The sequence below is a fragment of the Parafrankia soli genome (assembly GCF_001854695.1).
Lineage (GTDB): Bacteria > Actinomycetota > Actinomycetes > Frankiales > Frankiaceae > Parafrankia > Parafrankia soli.
This window is the reverse complement of the sequence record NZ_MAXA01000113.1, coordinates 229,018-248,328: the sequence shown is the minus strand read 5'-3', so window position 1 is coordinate 248,328 and position 19,311 is coordinate 229,018. Positions and strand designations below refer to the sequence as shown.

Annotated in this window: 16 protein-coding genes; 2 read left to right on the top strand and 14 right to left on the bottom strand. The window is 72.9% G+C overall.

Annotated features, from left to right (window positions below; genetic code table 11):
- The first annotated feature begins 182 nt into the window (after positions 1–182).
- Positions 183–1,649, top strand: coding sequence for a helix-turn-helix domain-containing protein (locus BBK14_RS11450; protein WP_071061728.1), 1,467 nt, complete (start codon positions 183–185; stop codon positions 1,647–1,649).
- Between the two features lie 96 nt (positions 1,650–1,745).
- Here BBK14_RS11450 and cutA read toward each other — a convergent pair whose 3' ends face one another.
- The 13 genes from cutA to pdxS form a co-directional block, all read right to left on the bottom strand.
- Positions 1,746–2,075 (bottom strand): divalent-cation tolerance protein CutA, encoded by a 330-nt coding sequence (cutA, locus tag BBK14_RS11445; protein ID WP_020462610.1) that lies wholly within the window; start codon positions 2,073–2,075, stop codon positions 1,746–1,748.
- Between the two features lie 194 nt (positions 2,076–2,269).
- Complete coding sequence (locus BBK14_RS11440) at positions 2,270–5,020, bottom strand: RelA/SpoT family protein (RefSeq protein ID WP_071061726.1); 2,751 nt, start codon at positions 5,018–5,020, stop codon at positions 2,270–2,272.
- Positions 5,021–5,037: 17 nt separating this feature from the next.
- Entirely contained in the window at positions 5,038–7,629 is a 2,592-nt protein-coding gene (locus BBK14_RS11435) for a RelA/SpoT family protein (RefSeq protein WP_071061723.1), read from the bottom strand.
- Between the two features lie 202 nt (positions 7,630–7,831).
- The gene (locus BBK14_RS11430) at positions 7,832–8,386 is read right to left on the bottom strand and encodes an adenine phosphoribosyltransferase (protein WP_071061720.1); all 555 of its coding nucleotides are present in this window, start codon (positions 8,384–8,386) and stop codon (positions 7,832–7,834) included.
- 124 nt (positions 8,387–8,510) lie between these two features.
- Positions 8,511–9,764 carry a protein translocase subunit SecF gene (gene secF / locus BBK14_RS11425; protein ID WP_071061718.1) on the bottom strand — a complete coding sequence of 418 codons (1,254 nt, stop codon included), beginning with the start codon at positions 9,762–9,764 and terminating at the stop codon, positions 8,511–8,513.
- Position 9,765: 1 nt separating this feature from the next.
- Positions 9,766–11,802, bottom strand: coding sequence for a protein translocase subunit SecD (gene secD, locus BBK14_RS11420; protein ID WP_071061716.1), 2,037 nt, complete (start codon positions 11,800–11,802; stop codon positions 9,766–9,768).
- A 236-nt stretch (positions 11,803–12,038) separates the two neighbouring features.
- A complete protein-coding gene (gene yajC / locus BBK14_RS11415; RefSeq protein ID WP_071061714.1) occupies positions 12,039–12,569 on the bottom strand; it encodes a preprotein translocase subunit YajC in 531 nt (176 codons plus the stop codon).
- Between the two features lie 112 nt (positions 12,570–12,681).
- On the bottom strand, positions 12,682–13,743 hold the full coding sequence (ruvB, locus tag BBK14_RS11410) for a Holliday junction branch migration DNA helicase RuvB (RefSeq protein ID WP_071061805.1): 1,062 nt from the start codon (positions 13,741–13,743) through the stop codon (positions 12,682–12,684).
- 31 nt (positions 13,744–13,774) lie between these two features.
- Positions 13,775–14,479: a Holliday junction branch migration protein RuvA gene (ruvA, locus tag BBK14_RS11405; RefSeq protein ID WP_071061807.1), complete on the bottom strand. Its 705-nt coding sequence runs from the start codon at positions 14,477–14,479 to the stop codon at positions 13,775–13,777.
- A complete protein-coding gene (gene ruvC / locus BBK14_RS11400) occupies positions 14,476–15,012 on the bottom strand; it encodes a crossover junction endodeoxyribonuclease RuvC (RefSeq protein ID WP_071061712.1) in 537 nt (178 codons plus the stop codon). The genes ruvA and ruvC overlap by 4 nt, the downstream gene beginning before the upstream one ends.
- A 115-nt stretch (positions 15,013–15,127) precedes the next feature.
- Positions 15,128–15,883 (bottom strand): YebC/PmpR family DNA-binding transcriptional regulator, encoded by a 756-nt coding sequence (locus tag BBK14_RS11395; RefSeq protein ID WP_071061710.1) that lies wholly within the window; start codon positions 15,881–15,883, stop codon positions 15,128–15,130.
- Positions 15,880–16,491 carry a pyridoxal 5'-phosphate synthase glutaminase subunit PdxT gene (pdxT, locus tag BBK14_RS11390; RefSeq protein ID WP_071061708.1) on the bottom strand — a complete coding sequence of 204 codons (612 nt, stop codon included), beginning with the start codon at positions 16,489–16,491 and terminating at the stop codon, positions 15,880–15,882. The genes BBK14_RS11395 and pdxT overlap by 4 nt, the downstream gene beginning before the upstream one ends.
- Positions 16,488–17,453: a pyridoxal 5'-phosphate synthase lyase subunit PdxS gene (gene pdxS / locus BBK14_RS11385; RefSeq protein ID WP_020462622.1), complete on the bottom strand. Its 966-nt coding sequence runs from the start codon at positions 17,451–17,453 to the stop codon at positions 16,488–16,490. The genes pdxT and pdxS overlap by 4 nt, the downstream gene beginning before the upstream one ends.
- Positions 17,454–18,086: 633 nt before the next feature.
- Between pdxS and BBK14_RS11380 the strand changes: the two genes are divergently transcribed.
- The gene (locus BBK14_RS11380; protein ID WP_071061706.1) at positions 18,087–18,806 is read left to right on the top strand and encodes an LppU/SCO3897 family protein; all 720 of its coding nucleotides are present in this window, start codon (positions 18,087–18,089) and stop codon (positions 18,804–18,806) included.
- Here the strand turns inward: BBK14_RS11380 and BBK14_RS11375 are convergent.
- The gene (locus BBK14_RS11375; protein WP_071061703.1) at positions 18,719–19,282 is read right to left on the bottom strand and encodes a hypothetical protein; all 564 of its coding nucleotides are present in this window, start codon (positions 19,280–19,282) and stop codon (positions 18,719–18,721) included. The two genes, BBK14_RS11380 and BBK14_RS11375, sit on opposite strands and share 88 nt — an antisense overlap.
- Positions 19,283–19,311 lie beyond the last annotated feature (29 nt).

Below are 19,311 nucleotides of genomic sequence, written 5' to 3'. Positions count from 1 at the left end.
GGTGCGCCAGCCGGACGACGACGCCGCGCACCTCGGCGCCACCCGGCCACTCCCTGTGGGCAGCTCAACCGGTGCCATGATTTGTCGCTTTCTTGTCACCGAAGGACCACACAGGGGGTATCACCGTCTTTGCTAACTCAGGGTTAAGCTCCTGAAGTCAACCGCTTGACTCGGAGGTCCCGATGCAGCGCTCGACAGGACCGTCGGCTGGTCGCGCCACGCCGAGGACTGCGCAGGCGAACGACCACAGGCCGGCATCGGCCGGGATCACCCGCACTCCGAACGTGCGGTTGCGTACCTGCCGGGAGGAACGCGGTTGGTCGCAGGAACGACTGGCCAGTGAGATCCGGCGTTTTTCCGTCATACACGAGGGCCGTGAGGCCGGCGTGACGGGAAATATGATCTGCAAATGGGAGAAGGGCGATAAAAAGCCCAGCCTTCGTTACCAGCGGCTCCTGCGGGCCCTGTTCGAGCGGTCGTCGGCGGAGCTCGGCTTCGTGGACGACGACCCCAACACTGGGCTTCCGGCGCACGCGTCCGGCGCGGACAAGGCCTCCCGGGAGATCGTGCCGGCCGGCACGCTGCTCCTGCAGGCCGCCGAGGCCGACGCCGGCCTGCACAACGCTCTCCCGGTGGAGCGGCGCGGGTTTCTGCGGCTGTTCGCGGCGGCCGGCGGTGTCGCGGTCGTCCCGCTGGGCATGGGTGGCGACGACGCGCCCTGGGAGCGGCTGTCCGCCGCGCTGCGCCGGCGCACCACGGTCACCCCCGAGCTCGCGGACGAGCTGAGCCGCTGCACCGCGGGCCTGTACGGCCTCGAGGAGCGGGTTCCGGCCCGGGCCCTGTTCCCCCGGGTCACCGGGCATCTGGGGACGCTCACGCAGCTCCTGGAGTCCAGCGGCCGCTCGCCGGTCCGCCGGGACCTCGCCTCCACGGCCGGCGAGACCGCCGCCCTGGCCGGTTGGCTCGCCTTCGACATGAACGACGTCCCCTCGGCCCTGGCCTACTACCGGGTCGCCATCGAGGCTGCGCGGGAGGCCGACGACAGCGCGCTGTGGGCCTGCGTGCTGGGCTACGAGAGCTATCACAGCGCGGGCATCGGCCGTCACGACCAGGCCTGCGCACTGCTGGCCGAGGCGCAGCGCCGCGCCGCGACGGGCAGCACCGTCATGACGAAGGCCTGGCTGGCCGGGCGGGAGGCCGAGGAGCAGGCGGCCCGCGGTGAGGGGCGGGCCGCGCTGGCCGCCCTCGACCGCGCCCAGGACGCGTTCGACCGCGCCGACGACGGCGACCGGGTCTGGACACAGTTCTTCGACCGCGGCCGTCTGGACGGCATCAAGGTCACGACCTACACCCGGCTGCGGCGCCCGGCCGCGGCCCACGCGGCGGCGACCGAGGCACTGCGCGCCACCACCCCGCACAGCGGCACCAAGAAGCGGTCCCTGCTGCTCGGTGACATCGCCGAGGTCCACATCCAGCGCCGGGAGATCGAGGCCGCCACCCAGTACGCGACCGAGTCGCTCGCCATCGTCGCGGCGACCGACTTCTCCCTCGGGCTGACCAGGGTCCGCCGCGTCCGGGAGCATCTGCGGCCCTGGCAGCAGACGCAGGCCGTCCGCGACCTCGACGAGCAGCTCCGCGCGCTCACCTGAGCGCCCCCGCGGCCGGCGCCCACCGGAGGCCGGCTGCCGGGCACATCCCGGCAACCGGGCGGCCCGGATGTCGGGATGTCTCAGCGCCGGGATGTCTCAGTTGTGGACCGTCGGTTCGGTCTCCGCCGAGATCCAGTCGAGATAGTCCGTATGCCCATGCACGATCGGAGTCGCAATGATCTCCGGCGTCTCGTAGGGATGCGCGGCGGAGAGCTCCGTGATCAGCTCGGTCACCCGGTCGGTAGTTGTTTTGGCGAGACACAGCCATTCCTCGGACTGTTCGATCTCGCCGTTCCAGCGATAAGTGCTCCGAATCGGCCCGACCACCTGGAAACAGGCGGCGAGGCGCCGCTCGACGAGAGCCCTGCCGATACGATCCGCGGCGTCCGGTGAGTCGATGCTCGTGATGACCTGAAGGTATCCCACGCGTACTCCCACCCATCACCGATGGCTACACGGGATACTCTACATCGTATCTCCCGCGCCACCGTCGATTTTCCGCGACGGCGGCGACAGGCACATTCGACGCGATCTCCACCGCTGCCCGGAATGCGGGGAAACGCGACTTCCGGGGTCATAGCGACACGGAGAGCATAAATCTCCCGGGTGGCCACGCGGCGTCATACCGTTGTTTGACATGCCCGGTAACAGTCGTACACGCCGCCTACCCCGCGCACGGCCGCCAGCACGCGGTCGAGCTGGTCCGGGCCGGTGACCTCGATGGTGAAGCGAGCGCGCGCCACCCTGTCCTCGGATGTCGACGTGGACGCTGCCCGCACCGAGGCGGAGGTGTCCGAGAGGACCTCGGTGATATCCGCCAGCAATCCGTAGCGGTCGAACGCCTCCACGGCGATTTCCGCGGGGAAGGTCTGACTCTCCGGAGCGGTCCACCCCTTGACGGTCACCTGCTCGCGCGAGGACGCCGAAGCGGCGACGTTCGCGCATTCCTGCCGGTGAAGAGAGACCGAGCTGCTGTGCGTGGTGAAGCCGACGACCGTGTCGCCCGGGAGCGGAAGACAACATCGCGCGAGCCGCACCGGCACATCCGCGCCGTCGATCTCGGCGAAGCCCGCCCAGTTCTGTGTTCCCCGGCGCGCGGAACCGTCACCTCCCGCGGACGAGGCGGATTCCCAGCCCTGGGAACTCCCCGTGCCGGGCCCGTCCGGGCCACCCGGGCGATCACCACGCTGTGCCGCGGTGGAACGCCGCGTACGCCGCGCGCCCCGGGACAGCGCGCTGTCCTCCCCTGAGCCCCTGGAGCCACCGGAACGGGCGTCTCGGCCCTGACCACCAGACCCTCCCGGGCCGGCGGCGGCGCCCAAAGAGGCACTGTCGCCCGAAGTGGCGCTGTCACCCGATCTCACGGATTCCTGCGGACCGGCCGTGCCATTCAATGCGGCCGCGCCGTTCAGCCCGACGGAACCGTTCAATCCGGCGGGTTCGCCCGAGATAATCGAACCGCCCAGGGAAGCCGCGCCGCCGGTACGTGGAGAACCGGCGCGCATTGTCGAACCACCGGAATGGGCGCGCGACGAGCCCGCGGTCCCGTCGACGCCGCCCCGGGGACCATTCGGGTCGACCGTGTCCGCCACCCGGGCGGGCTGCGCGGACGGGCGCAGCCGGGTGACCCGCCCGCCGCCCCCCGCGCCCGCTCCCCGGGCTGTCCACGGCGCGCCCGCGGCGCGGGCGTCGGAGGCCGCACGCTCGGTCACCACCAGCGACCGGTCCGCGGCCGCCTGGGTGGCCCGGGCCTGCGCGTCGCGTCGCTGCCGGGCCAGCCGCTTGCGGATCCGGACCCGGGCGCGGGACGTCCGCACGAACTCGAGCCAGTCCTCGCTCGGGCCGGCGCCGGGCAGGTTCGAGGTGAGGATCTCGACGACGTCGCCGTTGCGCAGCCGGGTGTGCAGCGGCACGAGCCGGCCGTTCACCCGGGCTCCGATGGCCCGGTGGCCGACGTCGGTGTGGACCGCGTAGGCCACGTCGACCGGCGACGAGCGCGCCGGCAGGGCGATCATCTTGCCCTTGGGGGTGAAGGTGAGCACCTCGTCGGAGTTCAGGTCGGACGACAGCGACTCCAGGAACTCCCCCGGGTCGACGGTGTCGACCTGCCAGTCGAGCAGGCTGTGCAGCCAGGAGAGCCCTTCGAGGCGGGCGCCGTCCGCGCCGGGGCCGACGGGCTTCGCGACGATCCCGGTCTCGGCCAGGCGGTGCATGGACGGGGTCCGGATCTGGATGTCGATCGTGCGCCCGGTCTCGTCCATCACGCTGGTGTGCAGGCTCTGGTACATGTTGAACTTGGGGGTCGCCACGAAGTCGCGCAGCCGCCCGGGCACCGGTCGCCAGATCCCGTGGATGACACCCAGCGAGGCGTAGCAGTCCGTGATGTCGTCGACGAGCACGAGCACCCGGACGATGTCGTTGTAGTCGCGCGGTTGGCGGCCGCGTTCCTGGCCGCGCTTGTAGATCGAGAAGATGTGGCTGGTCCGGATGGACACCGCGCCGTCCACCCGGGCCTCGGCGAGGCCGGCGCGCATCCGCGTGACCATCGCGGCGAGCACACCGCTCGCCCGCTCGGCGGTGGTGAAGTCGTCGACGACGGTGGAGATCCGGCGGTGCTCCTCGGGGTCGAGCACCGCGAACGCGCGGTCCTCGAGCTCCCGTTTGATCACGCTCACCCCGAGGCGGTGCGCCAACGGAGCGAGGACCTCGAGCGTGACCCGGGAGATCTTCTGCTGCTTGGCCGGTGACATGAAGCCGAGGGTCCGCATGTTGTGCAGCCGGTCGGCGATCTTGATGACCAGGACGCGGTAGTCGCGGGCGAGCGCGACGATCAGCTTGCGCAGCGTCTCGGCCTCGGCGGCCTCACCGAAACGCATCTTGTCGAGCTTGGTGACACCGTCGACGAGGTTGGCGACCTCCCCGCCGAACTCTGCGGCGACCGACTCGAGGGTGTAGCCGGTGTCCTCGACCGTGTCGTGCAGCAGCGCGGCGATCAGGGTCGTCGTGTCGACACCGAGCTCGGCGAGCACCTCGGCGACGGCCAGCGGATGGCTGATGTACGGGTCGCCGCTGCGCCGGGTCTGGCCGGCGTGCAGGCCGTCCGCCACCGAGTAGGCGCGGATCACCGCGCTGATGTCGGCCCTGGGATGGAAGTCCCGGTGCGCCTCGACGAGATCGCGCAGCTCGGGGGGCACCTGCGGGGTGCGCGGCGCGGCCATCCGGCGGGCCAGGTGCGCCAGGCGCATGCTGGCCTGGCGGGCCGCGGCGATCGTCCGGGAGTCCGCGTCACCGTCCGCCCTGGACAGTGCGGGCAGTGCGGGCGAGAAGCCGCCGCCCGCCGGCAGACCCGCTCCCGCGGCCTCAGCATTCACGGCGTGCCCCCTCGCAGTCAGCTCTGTGCGTCCGAGGTGACTCGGAAACAGTCGTACACACCGTCGGTGGATCTGACGGCGTCGAGGATGTGACCGAGATGCTTGGCGTCGCCCATCTCGAAGGTGAACCGGCTGACCGCCACCTGCTCGCGCGTCGTGGTGACCGACGCGGAGAGGATGTTGACGTGGTGGTCGGACAGCACCCTGGTCACATCGGAGAGCAGCCGGGTCCGGTCCAGCGCCTCCACCTGGATCACCACCAGGAAGACCGAGCCCGATGACGGCGCCCACTCCACCTCGACCGTCCGGTCGTGCGGGCCGCCCCGCAGGCCGGCGAGGTTGACGCAGTCGGCGCGGTGCACCGACACGCCCTTGCCCCGGGTGACGAAGCCGGCGATGGCGTCGCCGGGCATCGGCGTGCAGCAGCGGGCCAGCTTGGCCCACACGTCCGGGGAACCGGTGACGAGCACGCCGGCGTCACCGGTGGCCCGGCGCAGGGCCCGGATCGGCAGCTCGATCTCGGCCGCGTCCTCCTCGGCGCCCTCGGGACCGCCGAGCCCCTGTAGCAGCCGGTTCACCACCGCCTGCGCGCTGATGTTCTTCTCTCCGACCGCCGCGTACAGCGCCGCGACGTCGGCGTAGCGCATGTCCTTCGCCAGGGTCAGCAGCGCGTCGCCGGTCATCAGGCGGGCCAGCGGGAGGCCGTGACGGCGCATCGCCCGGCCGATCGCGTCCCGGCCGGCGACGATCGCGTCCTCGCGGCGCTCCCGGGCGTGCCACTGGCGGATCTTCGTCCGGGCGCGGGACGAGTGGACGAAGGTCAGCCAGTCCTCGCTCGGGCCGGCCGAGTGGGCCCGCGAGGTGAAGACCTCGACCGTGTCGCCGTTCTCCAGCGCGGTGTCGAGCGCCGCGAGCCGGCCGTTGACCCGGGCGCCGACGCACTGGTGGCCGATGTCGGTGTGTACGGCGTAGGCGAAGTCGATCGGCGTCGACCCGACCGGCAGCGGGATGACGTCGCCCTTCGGCGTGAAGACGAAGACCTCGTCGTCGGCCATGTCGAAGCGCAGGCTGTCGAGGAACTCCCCCGGGTCGGCCGTCTCGCGCTGCCAGTCCAAAATCTGGCGCAGCCAGTTGCGCAGGTTCGGGTCGGTGCCCCCGGCGCCGCTGTTCGCGGCGGCCCGCCGCGACGCCGACGAGCCCGACGAGCGGGAGCCGCCGGACCGGGAGCCCGCGCCGGAGCCGTCCTCCTTGTACTTCCAGTGCGCCGCGATGCCGTACTCGGCCCGGTTGTGCATCGAGTGCGTGCGGATCTGCAGCTCGACCGGCTTGCCCTCGGGCCCGATGACCGTCGTGTGCAGCGACTGGTACATGTTGTACTTGGGCATCGCGATGTAGTCCTTGAACCGGCCCGGGATCGGCTTCCAGTTCGCGTGGACGGTGCCCAGCGCCGCGTAGCAGTCCCGCACCGAGTCGACCAGGACCCGGATGCCGACGAGGTCGTAGATGTCCTCGAAGGACCGGCCGCGGACGACCATCTTCTGGTAGATCGAGTAGTAGTGCTTCGGCCGGCCGGTCACCACGGCCTTGATCCTCGCCTCGGCCAGCTGCGTCTGCACCTGCGTGGACGTCTCGGTGAGGTAGACGTCGCGGCTGGGTGCCCGGTCGGCCACAAGGCGGACGATCTCGTCGTAGCGCTTCGGGTACAGCGCCGCGAAGGCCAGGTCCTCCAGCTCCCACTTGAGGGAGTTCATCCCGAGGCGGTGGGCCAGCGGCGCGTAGATCTCCAGCGTCTCGCGCGCCTTGCGCTCCTGCTTGTGCTCGGGCAGGAAGCGCAGCGTCCGCATGTTGTGCAGGCGGTCAGCGAGCTTGACCACCAGGGCCCGCGGGTCGCGCGCCATGGCGACGACCATCCGGCGGATGGTCTCGGTCTGCGCGGCCTCGCCGACCTTGACCCGGTTGAGCTTGCTGACGGCGTCGACGATCTGCAGCACCTGCGGGCCGAACTCGGCCTCGATCGTCTCCGGCGGGAGGTCGGTCTCCTCCAGGGTGTCGTGCAGCAGCGCGGCGCACAGCGTCGGGATGTCCATGCCGAGATCGGCCAGGATGCTGGCGACCGCGATCGGATGGGTGATGTACGGGTGCCCGGAGAAACGGACCTGCCCGGCGTGGGCCGCGTCGGCCACCTCGAACGCCCGCTGCACCGGCCCGATGTCCATCCGCGGGTGGTTCGCGACCAGCCCCCGCAGCACCGGATCCAGCGACGAGGGCGGCGTGGCGCGGTGCGCCCCCAGCCGGGAGAAGCGGCGGACCCGGCGAGGCAGCGGAGGCGACTCGTGGCCCAGCCGCGGCACCACCGGCGAGCCGCTCTCGGCGTCCTCTCCGGTGGCGTCCGGGACGGGCGAGGACCCCGACCCGCCCTCGGCGCCGTCGCGGCCGCCGTGCGCGGCGGACGGCCCGGTGCGCGGGAGCTGGCCGCCCGCGAGCGGCGTGCGGTCGGCGGTGGACGGCGTGCGGTCGGTCGCGGACAGGGCAGCCTGGACCGGCCGCGTATCCCCGGCGGATGACGCGGCCGTCGGCACGGATCCGGTGGTCACCGGCGCCTCAGGCACAGGCCGCTCCTGCTTAGCACTTCAGCCGTGGCACGGATGTGCGAAGGGCTCCTGACGTCGAGGTTAACGCTGCGGGGGCGCCGGGCCTTCCGCAACCCCGCCCGGCCAGGGGCGCGCCGGAGGCCGGCGGGCAGGCCGTTCGCGTCAATGCCGAGCGCCGGTCACGAACCGTGACCGGACACGGGCAACGCGCCGGACACGGTCAGATCTTCATGATCGAGGTGATGTCGAGCGTGCCGGTCCGGTCGCGCCCGGAGAGGAAGGTCAGCTCCATCAGCACCGCCAGCCCCACCACGTCGGCGCCGCACCCGCGCAGCAGGGTGTGCGCGGCGGCCGCGGTGCCGCCGGTGGCGAGCACGTCGTCGACGATCAGGACCCGCTCACCCGTCGGGACGGCGTCCTCGTGGATCTCCAGGACGGCCGTCCCGTACTCCAGCGCGTACGCCTCGCTGCGGGTCCGGCCGGGCAGCTTGCCCTGCTTGCGGATCGGGACGATGCCGGCGCCGACCCGGTCGGCGACCGGGGCGGCCAGCAGGAAGCCACGCGCCTCGATGCCGGCGATCGTGGTGGCGCCCAGCCCGCGGGCGAGGTCCGCCAGCGCACCGACGACCACTCCGAAGGCGGCCGGGGTCGAGAGCAGCGGGGTGATGTCCTTGAAGACGACTCCCGGCTTGGGGAAGTCCATGACGTCGCGCACGTGGGCGCCCAGCACGGCCTCGGCCGCGCTCAGGTCCGGCTGGCTGTCGACGCTTGTCATCGTGGTGACCTCTCCGATCTTCGTTGTCGCCGCCCCGCGGGCGGCGGTTCGCGCCGATGTCGTGCCGGTCGTGGTTCTGCCGGTCGTGGTTCTGCCTCTGTTACTCCGTCGCGGCGAGCCGCCCCTAGCGTCGCTTCTTGCCGCTCGGGCGGCCGCGCTGGGACGGTTTGCGGTTCGGGGCGCGGCGCTGGGCCGACGGCATGCCACCACGCCCGGCCGCGCCGCTGGCGGCCCCGGCCGGGGCCGTGCGCATCCCGGTGGCGATGCCGACAGTGTCCGCCGGATCCCGGCCGTCGTCGCGCCGGTCCGAGTCCGGGTCGGCCAGTGGGACGGCCGTCTCCGGATCCGCGCCGCGGCGCGCCGCCGGCCGGCCGGCGCCCCCGGACTCGGTCGTCTTGGCCGCGCGGGCGGCGCTCGCCCGCGCCCGCAGCACCCGGGCGTCGAGTGCCTTCACCGCCGGCTCACCGCGCTTGAGGTCGACCAGCAGCGGGGTGGCGAAGAACAGCGAGGAGTAGGTGCCCGAGGCGATGCCGACGAACTGGGCGAGGGCGAGGTCCTTGAGCGTGCCGGCGCCCAGCAGGCCGGCGCCGACGAACAGCAGCGAGGCCACCGGGATGAGCGCGATCAGGGACGTGTTCAGCGAGCGGACCAGCGTCTCGTTGAGCGCGTCGTTGGTCGCCTCGGCGTAGGTGCGCCGCGAGGACGTCGCCATCCCCGCCGTGTTCTCGCGGACCCGGTCGAAGACGACCACCGTGTCGTACAGCGAGAAGCCGAGGATGGTCAGGACGGCGATGACCGTGGACGGGGTGACCTCGAAGCCGACGAGCGAGTAGACACCCATCGTGACGATGAGGTCATGGATGAGCGCGGCCATCGCCGCCGCCGCCATCTTCCACTCGAACCGGATCGACAGATAGATCATCACCAGGACGAGGAACACGATCAGGCCCTGGATCGCCTTGCTCGTGATCGTCGATCCCCAGGACGACCCGACGGTCGAGACGGCGATGTCCTCGTCCGGGTTGGCGACGTGGAAGTTCGTCGCGAAGTCCTTCTGCAGCGCCTCGGTCTGCTGGTCGGTCAGCGTGGGCGTCTGCACCCGGAACTGGCGGGACGTCTCGAGCTGCTGGACGACGCTGTCGGACGTGTCGATCCCGTTCTTGCTCAGAAGGCTGTCGACCTGCTCGACCGTCCCGCCGTTCGACGGGAACTGGAAGACGGCGCCGCCGGAGAACTCGATACCGAGGGAGAATCCCCGGAAGATCATGCTGAGGGCGCAGATCGTGATCAGCACGCCGGACACGATGTACCAGACACGGCGACGGCCGACGAAGTCGACGCTGAACTCGCTGCGGTAGAGCCGACCTATCAACGACATGTCAGTGCTCCCGCCTCTGTCCGGCCGTGCGTCGGCCCGCCACCCGCGGCCCCGTGCCCGGCTTCTCGAGCCGGGGTCCTGGATCCGGCGGGTCAAGGTCACCGGCGGCCCGTGGGCCGCCGTCCTCGGCGCCGGGAGCGCTCGCGTCCGCGCGCCGGGTCAGTCGCGGCCGGTCCGCCGCGACGGCACCGCCGGTCGACCGCACCATCAGGCCGGAGAAACGGTTGGTACTGAACAACGGCCGCCGGACCAGCGCGGTGACCAGCGGACGGGTGAAGATGAACATGATCAGGACGTCGATGAGCGTCGACAGGCCGAGGGTGAAGGCGAAGCCCCGGACCGACCCGACCGACAGGACGTAGAGCACCGCCGCGGCGAGGAAGGACACGGTGTCCGCGGACAGCATGGTGCGCCGGGCCGCCGGCCAGGCCCGTTCGACGGAGGTCCGTACGCTGCGGCCGGCCCGGACCTCGTCCTTGATCCGTTCGAAGTAGACGACGAACGAGTCGGCTGTCACACCGATCGACACGATCAGTCCGGCGATGCCGGCGAGCGTCAGGGTGAACCCGATCGCGTCGCCGAGCAGGACGACCGAGGCGTAGATGAGCGCCGCGCTGACCCCCAGCGAGGCGATCACGACGATGCCCAGCGCCCGGTAGTACAGGAACGAGTAGATGATCACCAGGCCGAGCCCGATGGCGCCGGCCAGCAGCCCGCCGTGCAGTGACTCGCGGCCCAGGGTCGGGGAGACCGACTCGGCCTGCGAGCGCTCGAAGGCCAGCGGCAGCGCGCCGAAGCGCAGGACGTTCGCGAGGTCCTCGGCGTCGGACTGGGAGAAGCTCCCCGAGATCTGCGCCGAGCCGGCGATCCGCTCGTTCGTCTGCGGCGCCGACTGGACGATGCCGTCGAGCACGATCGCGACCTGGTTGCCGATCGTCTTCTCGGTCAGGTTCGTGAACTTGGTCTGGCCGGAGCCGGTGAAGTCGACGTTGACGACCCACTGGCCGGTGGTGACGCTCGTGCTTCCGCCACCGCTGCTGAGCAGGCCCGCCGAGGCGGTGGACACGTCGGTACCCACGAGGGCCGCGGGCTGGAGCAGGTACTTGGTCGTCCCGTTGCGGTCGCAGGCGGCGATCCAGTCCTCGGGGCGGTCCAGGCTCACCGAGGTGCTCCGCACGCCGGTGGCCGAGCAGGTGAGGTTGGCGAACTTGTCCGCGACGTCGGCGGGCGGCGTCGGCGCGTTCGGGTCGACCGCCGCGTTCGGATCGGTCACGGCCGGACTGGTCGCGGCCGGGTCGGTCGCGGCCGGCTGTGTGGCGGCGGGCGCGCTGGCCGTGGGAGCGGCGGCCGGCGCGGGCGAGGCGGACTGGTTGGTCGCGGCCGCGAGCTCGATGCGGGGCCCGGAGCTCCCGGACCCGCTCGTGAAGCTGGCGGGCTGGGCCACCAGGCCGGGCTGCTCGCCGATGCCCGGGGCGGGCCCGAGCGCGGCGGGCCGCTGCGAGGCGGGCGCGGTGGCCGTCGGCGCCGGCGCGATGTCGGCCGGAGCGGGTGTGGCGCCCGGCGTCGGCGTCGCACCCGGCGTCGGCGTCGCACCCGGGGCGGGTGTCGCACCCGGGGCGGGTGTCGCGGCCGGCGCGGGAGCCGACTGCGCGACGTCGGCCCGGTAGACCTCGCGGAAGCGCAGCTCAGCGGTCTGGCCCACCAGGTCGACGACGTCGTTGCGGCCGCGGCCCGGCACGGAGATCTCGATGGTGTTACCCGCGCGGCGGACCTCGGCCTCGGCCACGCCGAGGCCGTCCACCCGCTCACGGATGATGTCCACGGCCTTGTTGAGAGCCCCGTTGTCGACCGATCCGCCGGTGATCGAACGCGGGGTGAGGATGACGCTTGTCCCGCCCTGGAGGTCCAGGCCGAGCTTGGGCGTCCAGACCCCGGTGACGGCCATCAGGCCATAGAGGACGGCGAGCAGAGCACCGAGTACTCCGAGCCGGGCGCCGACGGAGACGCCTCCGGAGGCTCGTGCCGAGCGACGTGCCAACGCCAAGTCCCTTCCTCACACACCGTCACCGATCCCGGCGGCGCTCAACGATTCCGAACGAGTGTCACCGAGGGTACGTTCCGACGGCCCGGCTGTGACACCACCGGCTGCCGACAGGCGCGTGACGGTCAGCGACGGCAGGCACCACGGCCGCACCACAGACCCCTAGCGGCCGCCCGCGCGCCCCCTGAACCGGGCGCAAGGGGGCGCGAAACGCCCTACAACCACGGCGCGTCCTACAGTTCCTTGCGCGGCGGCCGCGCGGCGTCGTCCGTGCTCTCGGCACCGCGGCCGGCCCCGCTGCCGGTCGCTCCGCCGGCACCGGTGCCGGCGTCCCCGCTCCCCGTGCCGGAGTCGCCACCGAGGGACTTCCCGGTCGCGTCCGGGCCGGGTCCGTCCGTGTCCGGGTGACCGTCGGTGTCCGGATGGCCGTCGGTGTCCTCGTCCGTGTCGCCGTCCTGGCCGGGCGTGCTGATCACCCGGGCGATCGCGCTGCGGCCGAACCGGCAGACGACGTCCGGCGCGATCTCCAGCAGGACGTCGGCGCCGTCCATCTCGACGACGGTCGCGTAGAGGCCGGCGGTGGTCAGGACCAGCGTGCCGGGGACGATCTGGGAAAGCTGCTGCTGCTGCGCACGCGCACGGCGCCGCTGGGTCGAGAAGAAGTAGACGATCAGAAGGACGATCAGTATTGGGAAGATCAGCCCACTGATGGAGCTGCCGCCGTTGTTGTCCGCCGCGCTTGTCACGGCCGCGATTACCTGCACGTCCCGCCCTCCTGGGTGTCGCGGCTGATCGTACGTATCCGCGCCACACCCACAGCGGGCAGGCCGGTGGTGTGTTCCCCGAAGGCACCGGCCGACCCACCCGGACGGCGGTTCAGGACGCCGGCGGGTCCTCCCCGAACAGGGCCGCCGGTGCCTGTGACCTGCCGAGTTGGTCCGACTGAGGCTCGAGGCCCAGGTGGGTGAACGCGGCCGGGGTCGCCACCCTCCCCCGGGCCGTGCGGATCAGCAGGCCGGCCCGGAGCAGGAACGGCTCCGAGACGTCCTCGACCGTGTCGACCTCCTCACCCACCGCCACGGCAAGGGTGCTCAGCCCCACCGGCCCGCCGCCGAACCGGCGGACCAGCGCGTCGAGCACCGCCCGGTCGAGCCGGTCCAGGCCGAGAGCGTCCACGTCGTAGATCCGCAGGGCGGCGCGGGCCACCTCGCGGGAGACCACACCGTCGGCACGGACCTCCGCGTAGTCGCGGACCCGGCGCAGCAGCCGGTTCGCGATCCGCGGGGTGCCCCGGGAGCGGCCCGCCACCTCGACCGCGCCGCCCTCGGTCAGCTGGACGCCGAGCAGCCGGGCCGAGCGCGTCAGCACCAGCGCGAGCTCGGCGGCGTCGTAGAAGTCCATGTGGCCGGTGAAGCCGAACCTGTCCCGCAGCGGGCCGGTCAGCAGGCCGGAGCGGGTCGTGGCGCCGACCAGCGTGAACGGCGCCAGGTCGAGCGGGATCGCCGTCGCGCCCGGGCCCTTGCCGAGGACCACGTCGACGCGGAAGTCCTCCATCGCCGCGTACAGCAGCTCCTCGGCGGGACGGGCGATGCGGTGGATCTCGTCGAGGAAGAGCACCTCGCCGGGCGTGAGCGCGGTCAGGATCGCCACCAGGTCACCGGCCCGCTCGATCGCCGGGCCGCTGGTCATCCGCAGCGGCACGCCGAGCTCCTCGGCGATGATCATCGCCAGGCTTGTCTTACCCAGCCCGGGTGGACCGGACAGGAGCACGTGGTCAGGCGGGCGGCCGCGGCCGCGCGCCCCCTCGAGCATGATCGAAAGCTGCTCCCGCACCTTGCGCTGGCCGACGAACTCGTCCAGGTTCTTCGGGCGCAGGCCGGCCTCGAACGCCTGCTCCTCGGGGGCCGCCGCCGCCGAGACCAGGCCCTCGCCGCTCACGGCGACCTCCAGGGCGTCGTCATCCGGGGCGTCATCGCGGCCGCAGCACGGCGAGGCTCGCCCGCAGCAGCGCCGCGGGGTCGACCGGACCGGCGGGGTCCGCGTCGCCCGCCGCGCCGTCACCCGTCACGCCGTCACCGCCGTCGGTCACGGCCGCGCCGTCGCCGGGGCCGTGTAGCGCCGTCCGAGCCGCGACCACCGCGTCCAGCGCCTCCTTCGCGGAGTAACCGAGGCCGACCAGCGCGTCCCGGACCTGCTCGCCCGCGGCGCCGAGACGCGGATCCGCGGCGGCCGGCGGCGGCGCCGCGGCGCGCGGCGGCGGGACCGGGGAGGACGGCGGGCCGAGCCTGTCCCGCAGGTCGAGCACGATGCGCTGGGCGCTCTTGCGGCCGATGCCCGGCACCTTGGTGAGCGTGGCCAGGTCCTCCTCCGCGACAGCCCGACGGATGACGTCCGGGCTGTGCACGCCGAGGACGGCCTGGGCGAGCCTGGGCCCCACCCCGGCCGCGCCCTGCAGGATCTCGAAGACGTCCCGCTCGTCGGCGTCGCGGAACCCGTACAGCGTCAGCTCGGTCTCCCGGACGACGAGGGTCGTCGCCAACCGCGCGCGCTCGCCGACCCGCAGCCGGGCCAGCGTCGACGGCGTGCACCACACCAGGACGCCGACGCCGCCGACGTCGACGACCGCCGAGCCGGGCGAGAGCACCTCCACCGTGCCGCTGACCGACGCGATCATCGCCGGCCACCCGGCACGCCCGGGCTCCGCGCGGGGGTCGCGGCGCGCATCCGGGCCAGTGCCGGCCCGCGCCACAGGTGGCACAGGGCCAGGGCGAGCGCGTCGGCGGCGTCCGCCGGGCGCGGCGCCTCCGGAAGATCCAGCAGCTTCGTCACCATGAACCCCACCTGGGCCTTGTCCGCGCGCCCGCTGCCGGTGACGGCGGCCTTGACCTCGCTCGGCGTGTACAGACCGATCGGCAGCCCGCGCCGGGCCGCGGCGACGATGGCCACCGCGCCGGCCTGCGCGGTGCCCATCACCGTGCGCACGTTGGCCTGGCTGAAAACCTTCTCGACCGCGACCGCGTCCGGGCGGACCCGGTCCAGCCACTCGTCCACGCCCTCGGAGACGGCCCGCAGCCGGTCGGCCACCTCGTCCGAGGCAGACGTGCGCACCACGCCGACCTCGACCAGGCTGGCCCGGCGGCCGGGGCCGCCGTCGACCACCCCGAGGCCGCAGCGGGTCAGCCCCGGGTCGACTCCGAGTACACGCACCGAGCCCTCCCGACCACACTGACGAACATCCGTTCGATCCTAGTGGCCGGGGCAACACCGACATCCACGACACGCCGAACAGGCGACCGCCCGGCAATACCCGGACGGCGCGGGCTCAGCTGGAGACGAGCTCCATCACGTCGTCGGAGATGTCCGCGTTGAACCAGACGTTCTGGACGTCGTCGAGATCCTCGAGCGCCTCGACCAGCTTGAGGACCTTCCGGGCCGGCTCCGCGTCGAGCGGGACGCTCACCGAGGGCAGCCAGGAGATGTCCGCCGAGGCGACCGTCAGGTCGGCCTCCGCCGCCGCCACCCGCACGGCGTGCAGGTCGGTGGCCTCGGAGACGACCTCGAACGCCTCCCCGACGTCGTTGACCTCCTCCGCCCCGGCGTCCAGCACGGCCAGGAGGATGTCGTCCTCGGTGAGGTCGGGCGTCTTGTCGATCAGGATGACGCCCTTGCGGTTGAACAGGTACGACACCGAGCCCGGGTCGGCCGGGGTGCCGCCGTTGCGGGTGATCGCGACCCGGACGTCGGAGGCGGCCCGGTTGCGGTTGTCGGTGAGGCACTCGACGAGCACGGCGACCCCGCTCGGCCCGTAGGCCTCGTAGGTGACCGACTCGTAGCTCACCCCGCCGGCGAGTTCGCCGGAGCCCCGCTTGATGGCCCGGTCGATGTTGTCGTTCGGCACCGACTGGGACTTCGCCTTGGCGATCGCGTCCGCCAGCGTCGGGTTGCCGGCCGGGTCGCCGCCGCCCGTCTTGGCCGCGACCTCGACGGTCTTGACCAGCTTGGCGAACAGCTTGCCCCGGCGTGCGTCGACGACCGCCTTCTTGTGCTTGGTGGTCGCCCACTTGGAGTGACCGCTCATGACCTGCCCCTCTTGAGCCCGAGCTCGGATCGGACGATCTCCACGAACAGCCGGTGCACCCGGATGTCCCCCGTCAGTTCAGGATGGAACGACGTGGCCAGCAGCGGCCCCTGCCGGACCGCGACCGGCCGGTCGGCGACCCGGGCCAGTACCTCGACGCCGTCCCCCGCCTTTTCTACCCACGGTGCCCGGATGAAGACGGCGTGCACCGCCGGCCCGTCGACGCCGTCCACCACCAGGTCGGTCTCGAACGACTCCACCTGGCGGCCGAAGGCGTTGCGCCGGACGACCACGTCGAGCCCACCGATGAGCGGCTGGCCCGGGCGGCCGTCGATCACGTCCTGCGCGAGCAGGATCATGCCCGCGCACGAGCCGAACACCGGCAGACCACCGGCCACGGCGGCCCGCAGCGGTTCGAGCAGGTCGAACACGCGCAGCAACCGCCCGATCGTAGTGGACTCGCCACCGGGCAGGACCAGGCCGTCCAGCTCGGCGAGCTCACCGGCCCGGCGCACCTCACCGGCGTCGGCTCCGGCCTCGCGCAGGGCGCGGACGTGCTCGCGCACATCGCCCTGCAGCGCCAGGACGCCGATCCGCGGGACGCTCACCAGCCGCGGGCGGCGAAGCGCGCCTCGGGCGGGAGCTCGCCGACGTTGATGCCGACCATGGCCTCACCGAGGCCGCGCGACACCTTCGCCAGCACGCCGGGGTCGTTGTACATGGTCGTGGCCTCGACGATCGCCCGGGCGCGCCGCGCCGGGTCGCCGGACTTGAAGATGCCGGAGCCGACGAACACGCCGTCCGCGCCGAGCTGCATCATCAGCGCCGCGTCGGCCGGGGTGGCGATGCCGCCCGCGGTGAACAGCACGACCGGCAGCCGGCCCAGCCGCGCGACCTCGGTGACCAGCTCCACCGGCGCACGCAGCTCCTTGGCCGCGGCGTAGAGCTCCTCGGACGGCAGCCCCGACAGCCGCGCGATCTCCGACCGGATCGTGCGCATGTGCACCACGGCGTTGGAGACCTCGCCGGTGCCCGCCTCGCCCTTCGAGCGGATCATCGCGGCACCCTCGGAGATCCGCCGCAGCGCCTCGCCCAGGTTCGTCGCTCCGCAGACGAAGGGAACCGTGAAGCCCCACTTGTCGATGTGGTGGTTCGGGTCCGCCGGGGTGAGGACCTCGGACTCGTCGACGTAGTCCACACCCAGCGCCTGGATGATCTGCGCCTCGACGAAGTGCCCGATGCGGGCCTTGGCCATGACCGGGATCGAGACCGCCTCGATGATCCCGGAGATCATGTCGGGGTCGCTCATCCGCGCCACGCCGCCCTGCGCCCGGATGTCCGCGGGCACCCGCTCCAGCGCCATGACCGCGACGGCGCCCGCCTCCTCGGCGATGCGGGCCTGYTCGGGGGTGACGACGTCCATGATGACGCCGCCCTTGAGCATCTCCGCCATGCCGCGCTTGACCCGGGCGGTGCCGGCGTGCCGCTCCGCGCCGTCCGCCGGCGCGACGGGGCCGGATGGCGAAGCGCCCGGGGCGGGGGCGGGGGCGGTCAGGCCGTCGGACATCATGTGTCGTCTCTTTCGGGTAGTTCGGACAAGTACTTCGGACGGGATCTCCGGACGGGAGTGGTCGTTCCGGGCCGGACGGACCCGGACGGACATGGATTCGGCTCCATGGTACGGCCGAGACGCGCATGCCCTACCCCATCTTCGGCATCGTGGAGATCACCACCGACGGTGGCGATCTCCACACCGGGGCCCCGCACCAGGCGGCGCACCGGAGGGCACACCGGGTGTCCGTACCGATATCCGCCCGGTGACCAGCGCAGTATCCTGCCGTGCCACGACGCGGAACCTTCCAGGAGAGTCATGACAAGTCCCTACGGCGGTGGACCGCCCGGCCCGCAGCCTGGACCTGGGCAACCTGCTCCTGGACAGCCGCCGTGGGGTGGCGGCGCGCCCGGCGGCTACGGGCCCCCGCCCGGCGCCGGGCCCTACCCCGGGCCGGCACCCAGCGGGCCGTATCCGGGCCGGCCGGGTGGTGGCTCGCCGCCCTTCCCCGGCCCCCCGCCGCCGACCGGGCCTCCGCCAGGCGGGCCGTACGCGGCGCCGGGGCCCGCGGGGCCCCAGCCGTGGGCGCGGCCGGGGCCCGCCGGATGGCCCGGGGGGACGCGGTGCCGGATCTGCGGTGCGGCCCCGGCCGTGCCCGCGACGATCCGCGGGCACCAGGGCTTCATCATCTTCATGCGGTTCCGCGCCGAGCACGGACCGTTCTGCCGCACCTGCGGCACCGCGACGCTGCGCGCCATGAACGCGCGAACGCTCTGGCAGGGCTGGTGGGGCATCGCGTCGCTGTTCATCACCCCGGTGATCCTGCTGCTGAACTTCACCGAGCACTCGAAGATCGGCAAGCTGCCCCCGCCGGGGCCCGCCCTCGCCCCGCCGCTGCGGCCGGGACGCCCGCTGTTCCGCCGGCCCGAGGCCCTCGGCCTGCTGGTCCCGCTCCTCGCGCTCGCGCTGGTCGTGGCGGCGATCGCGACGAGCGACCCGAGTGAGGCGGGGGCCCGCTCCGGCGACTGCGTCCGCCGGGACGGCCAGCGGATCTCGATCGTCGACTGCGCGTCACCGCAGGCCCAGTACGTCGTCCTGACCAGGCTGGACGGCGACTCCGACGCCCGGTGCGACCTCTGGACGGAGACGACCGCGAGCTACACGCAGACCGGGCCGGGGCCTGACTTCGTCCTGTGTCTCGGGCCGGTGCCCGACGCGGGCGCGGGGCAGCCCGACCAGAGCGCCGTGCCGGACCAGCAGGGGACCACGCGCAACGCGAGCGCTCAGGCTCCGGGGATCCCGGCCGGGTCGTCCGAACGGGGCGGGGGGTCCTCCTCCCAGGCGGGCAGCGCGTCGTCGATCTCGAAGTAGGCGGGCAGCGGCCGGCGCCCCGACAGGTGCAGGACTCGCACCAGGCGCCGGCCGGCGAGCGAGCGGACGTCGCCGACCGCGTCGTTGTGGAACTGGCGGGCCAGGGCCACCCGGGCCGCCGCCGAGTCGACGGCGCGCACCTCCTCCGGGGCGCGCTGCCCCACGGCGACGACGGCCGGGGCGCGCAGCGCCCGGCTCAGCGCGTTCTCCGCGTCCTCCGCGGTGGTGCCCAGACCGGCGCCGGCGAGCAGGGCGGCATGGCCGGCCCGGGCACGCTCGGCCATGTCGGCGAGCTCGGCGAGGTCACGGCGGCGGGCGAGCTCGTGCGCCGCGTCGGCCCGGGCCATGAGCTGGACCACGAGGCCGGCGCGCGCCGCGTCGACCCGGCCGGCCAGCCGGTCGAGCCGACTCGCCAGCCAGGTCAGGTAGGTGGCGATCACCACTACGGCCACCACCACGACCACCACGACTGTCATCTCGCGCAGCGTAGTCAACCCCGGTGGAC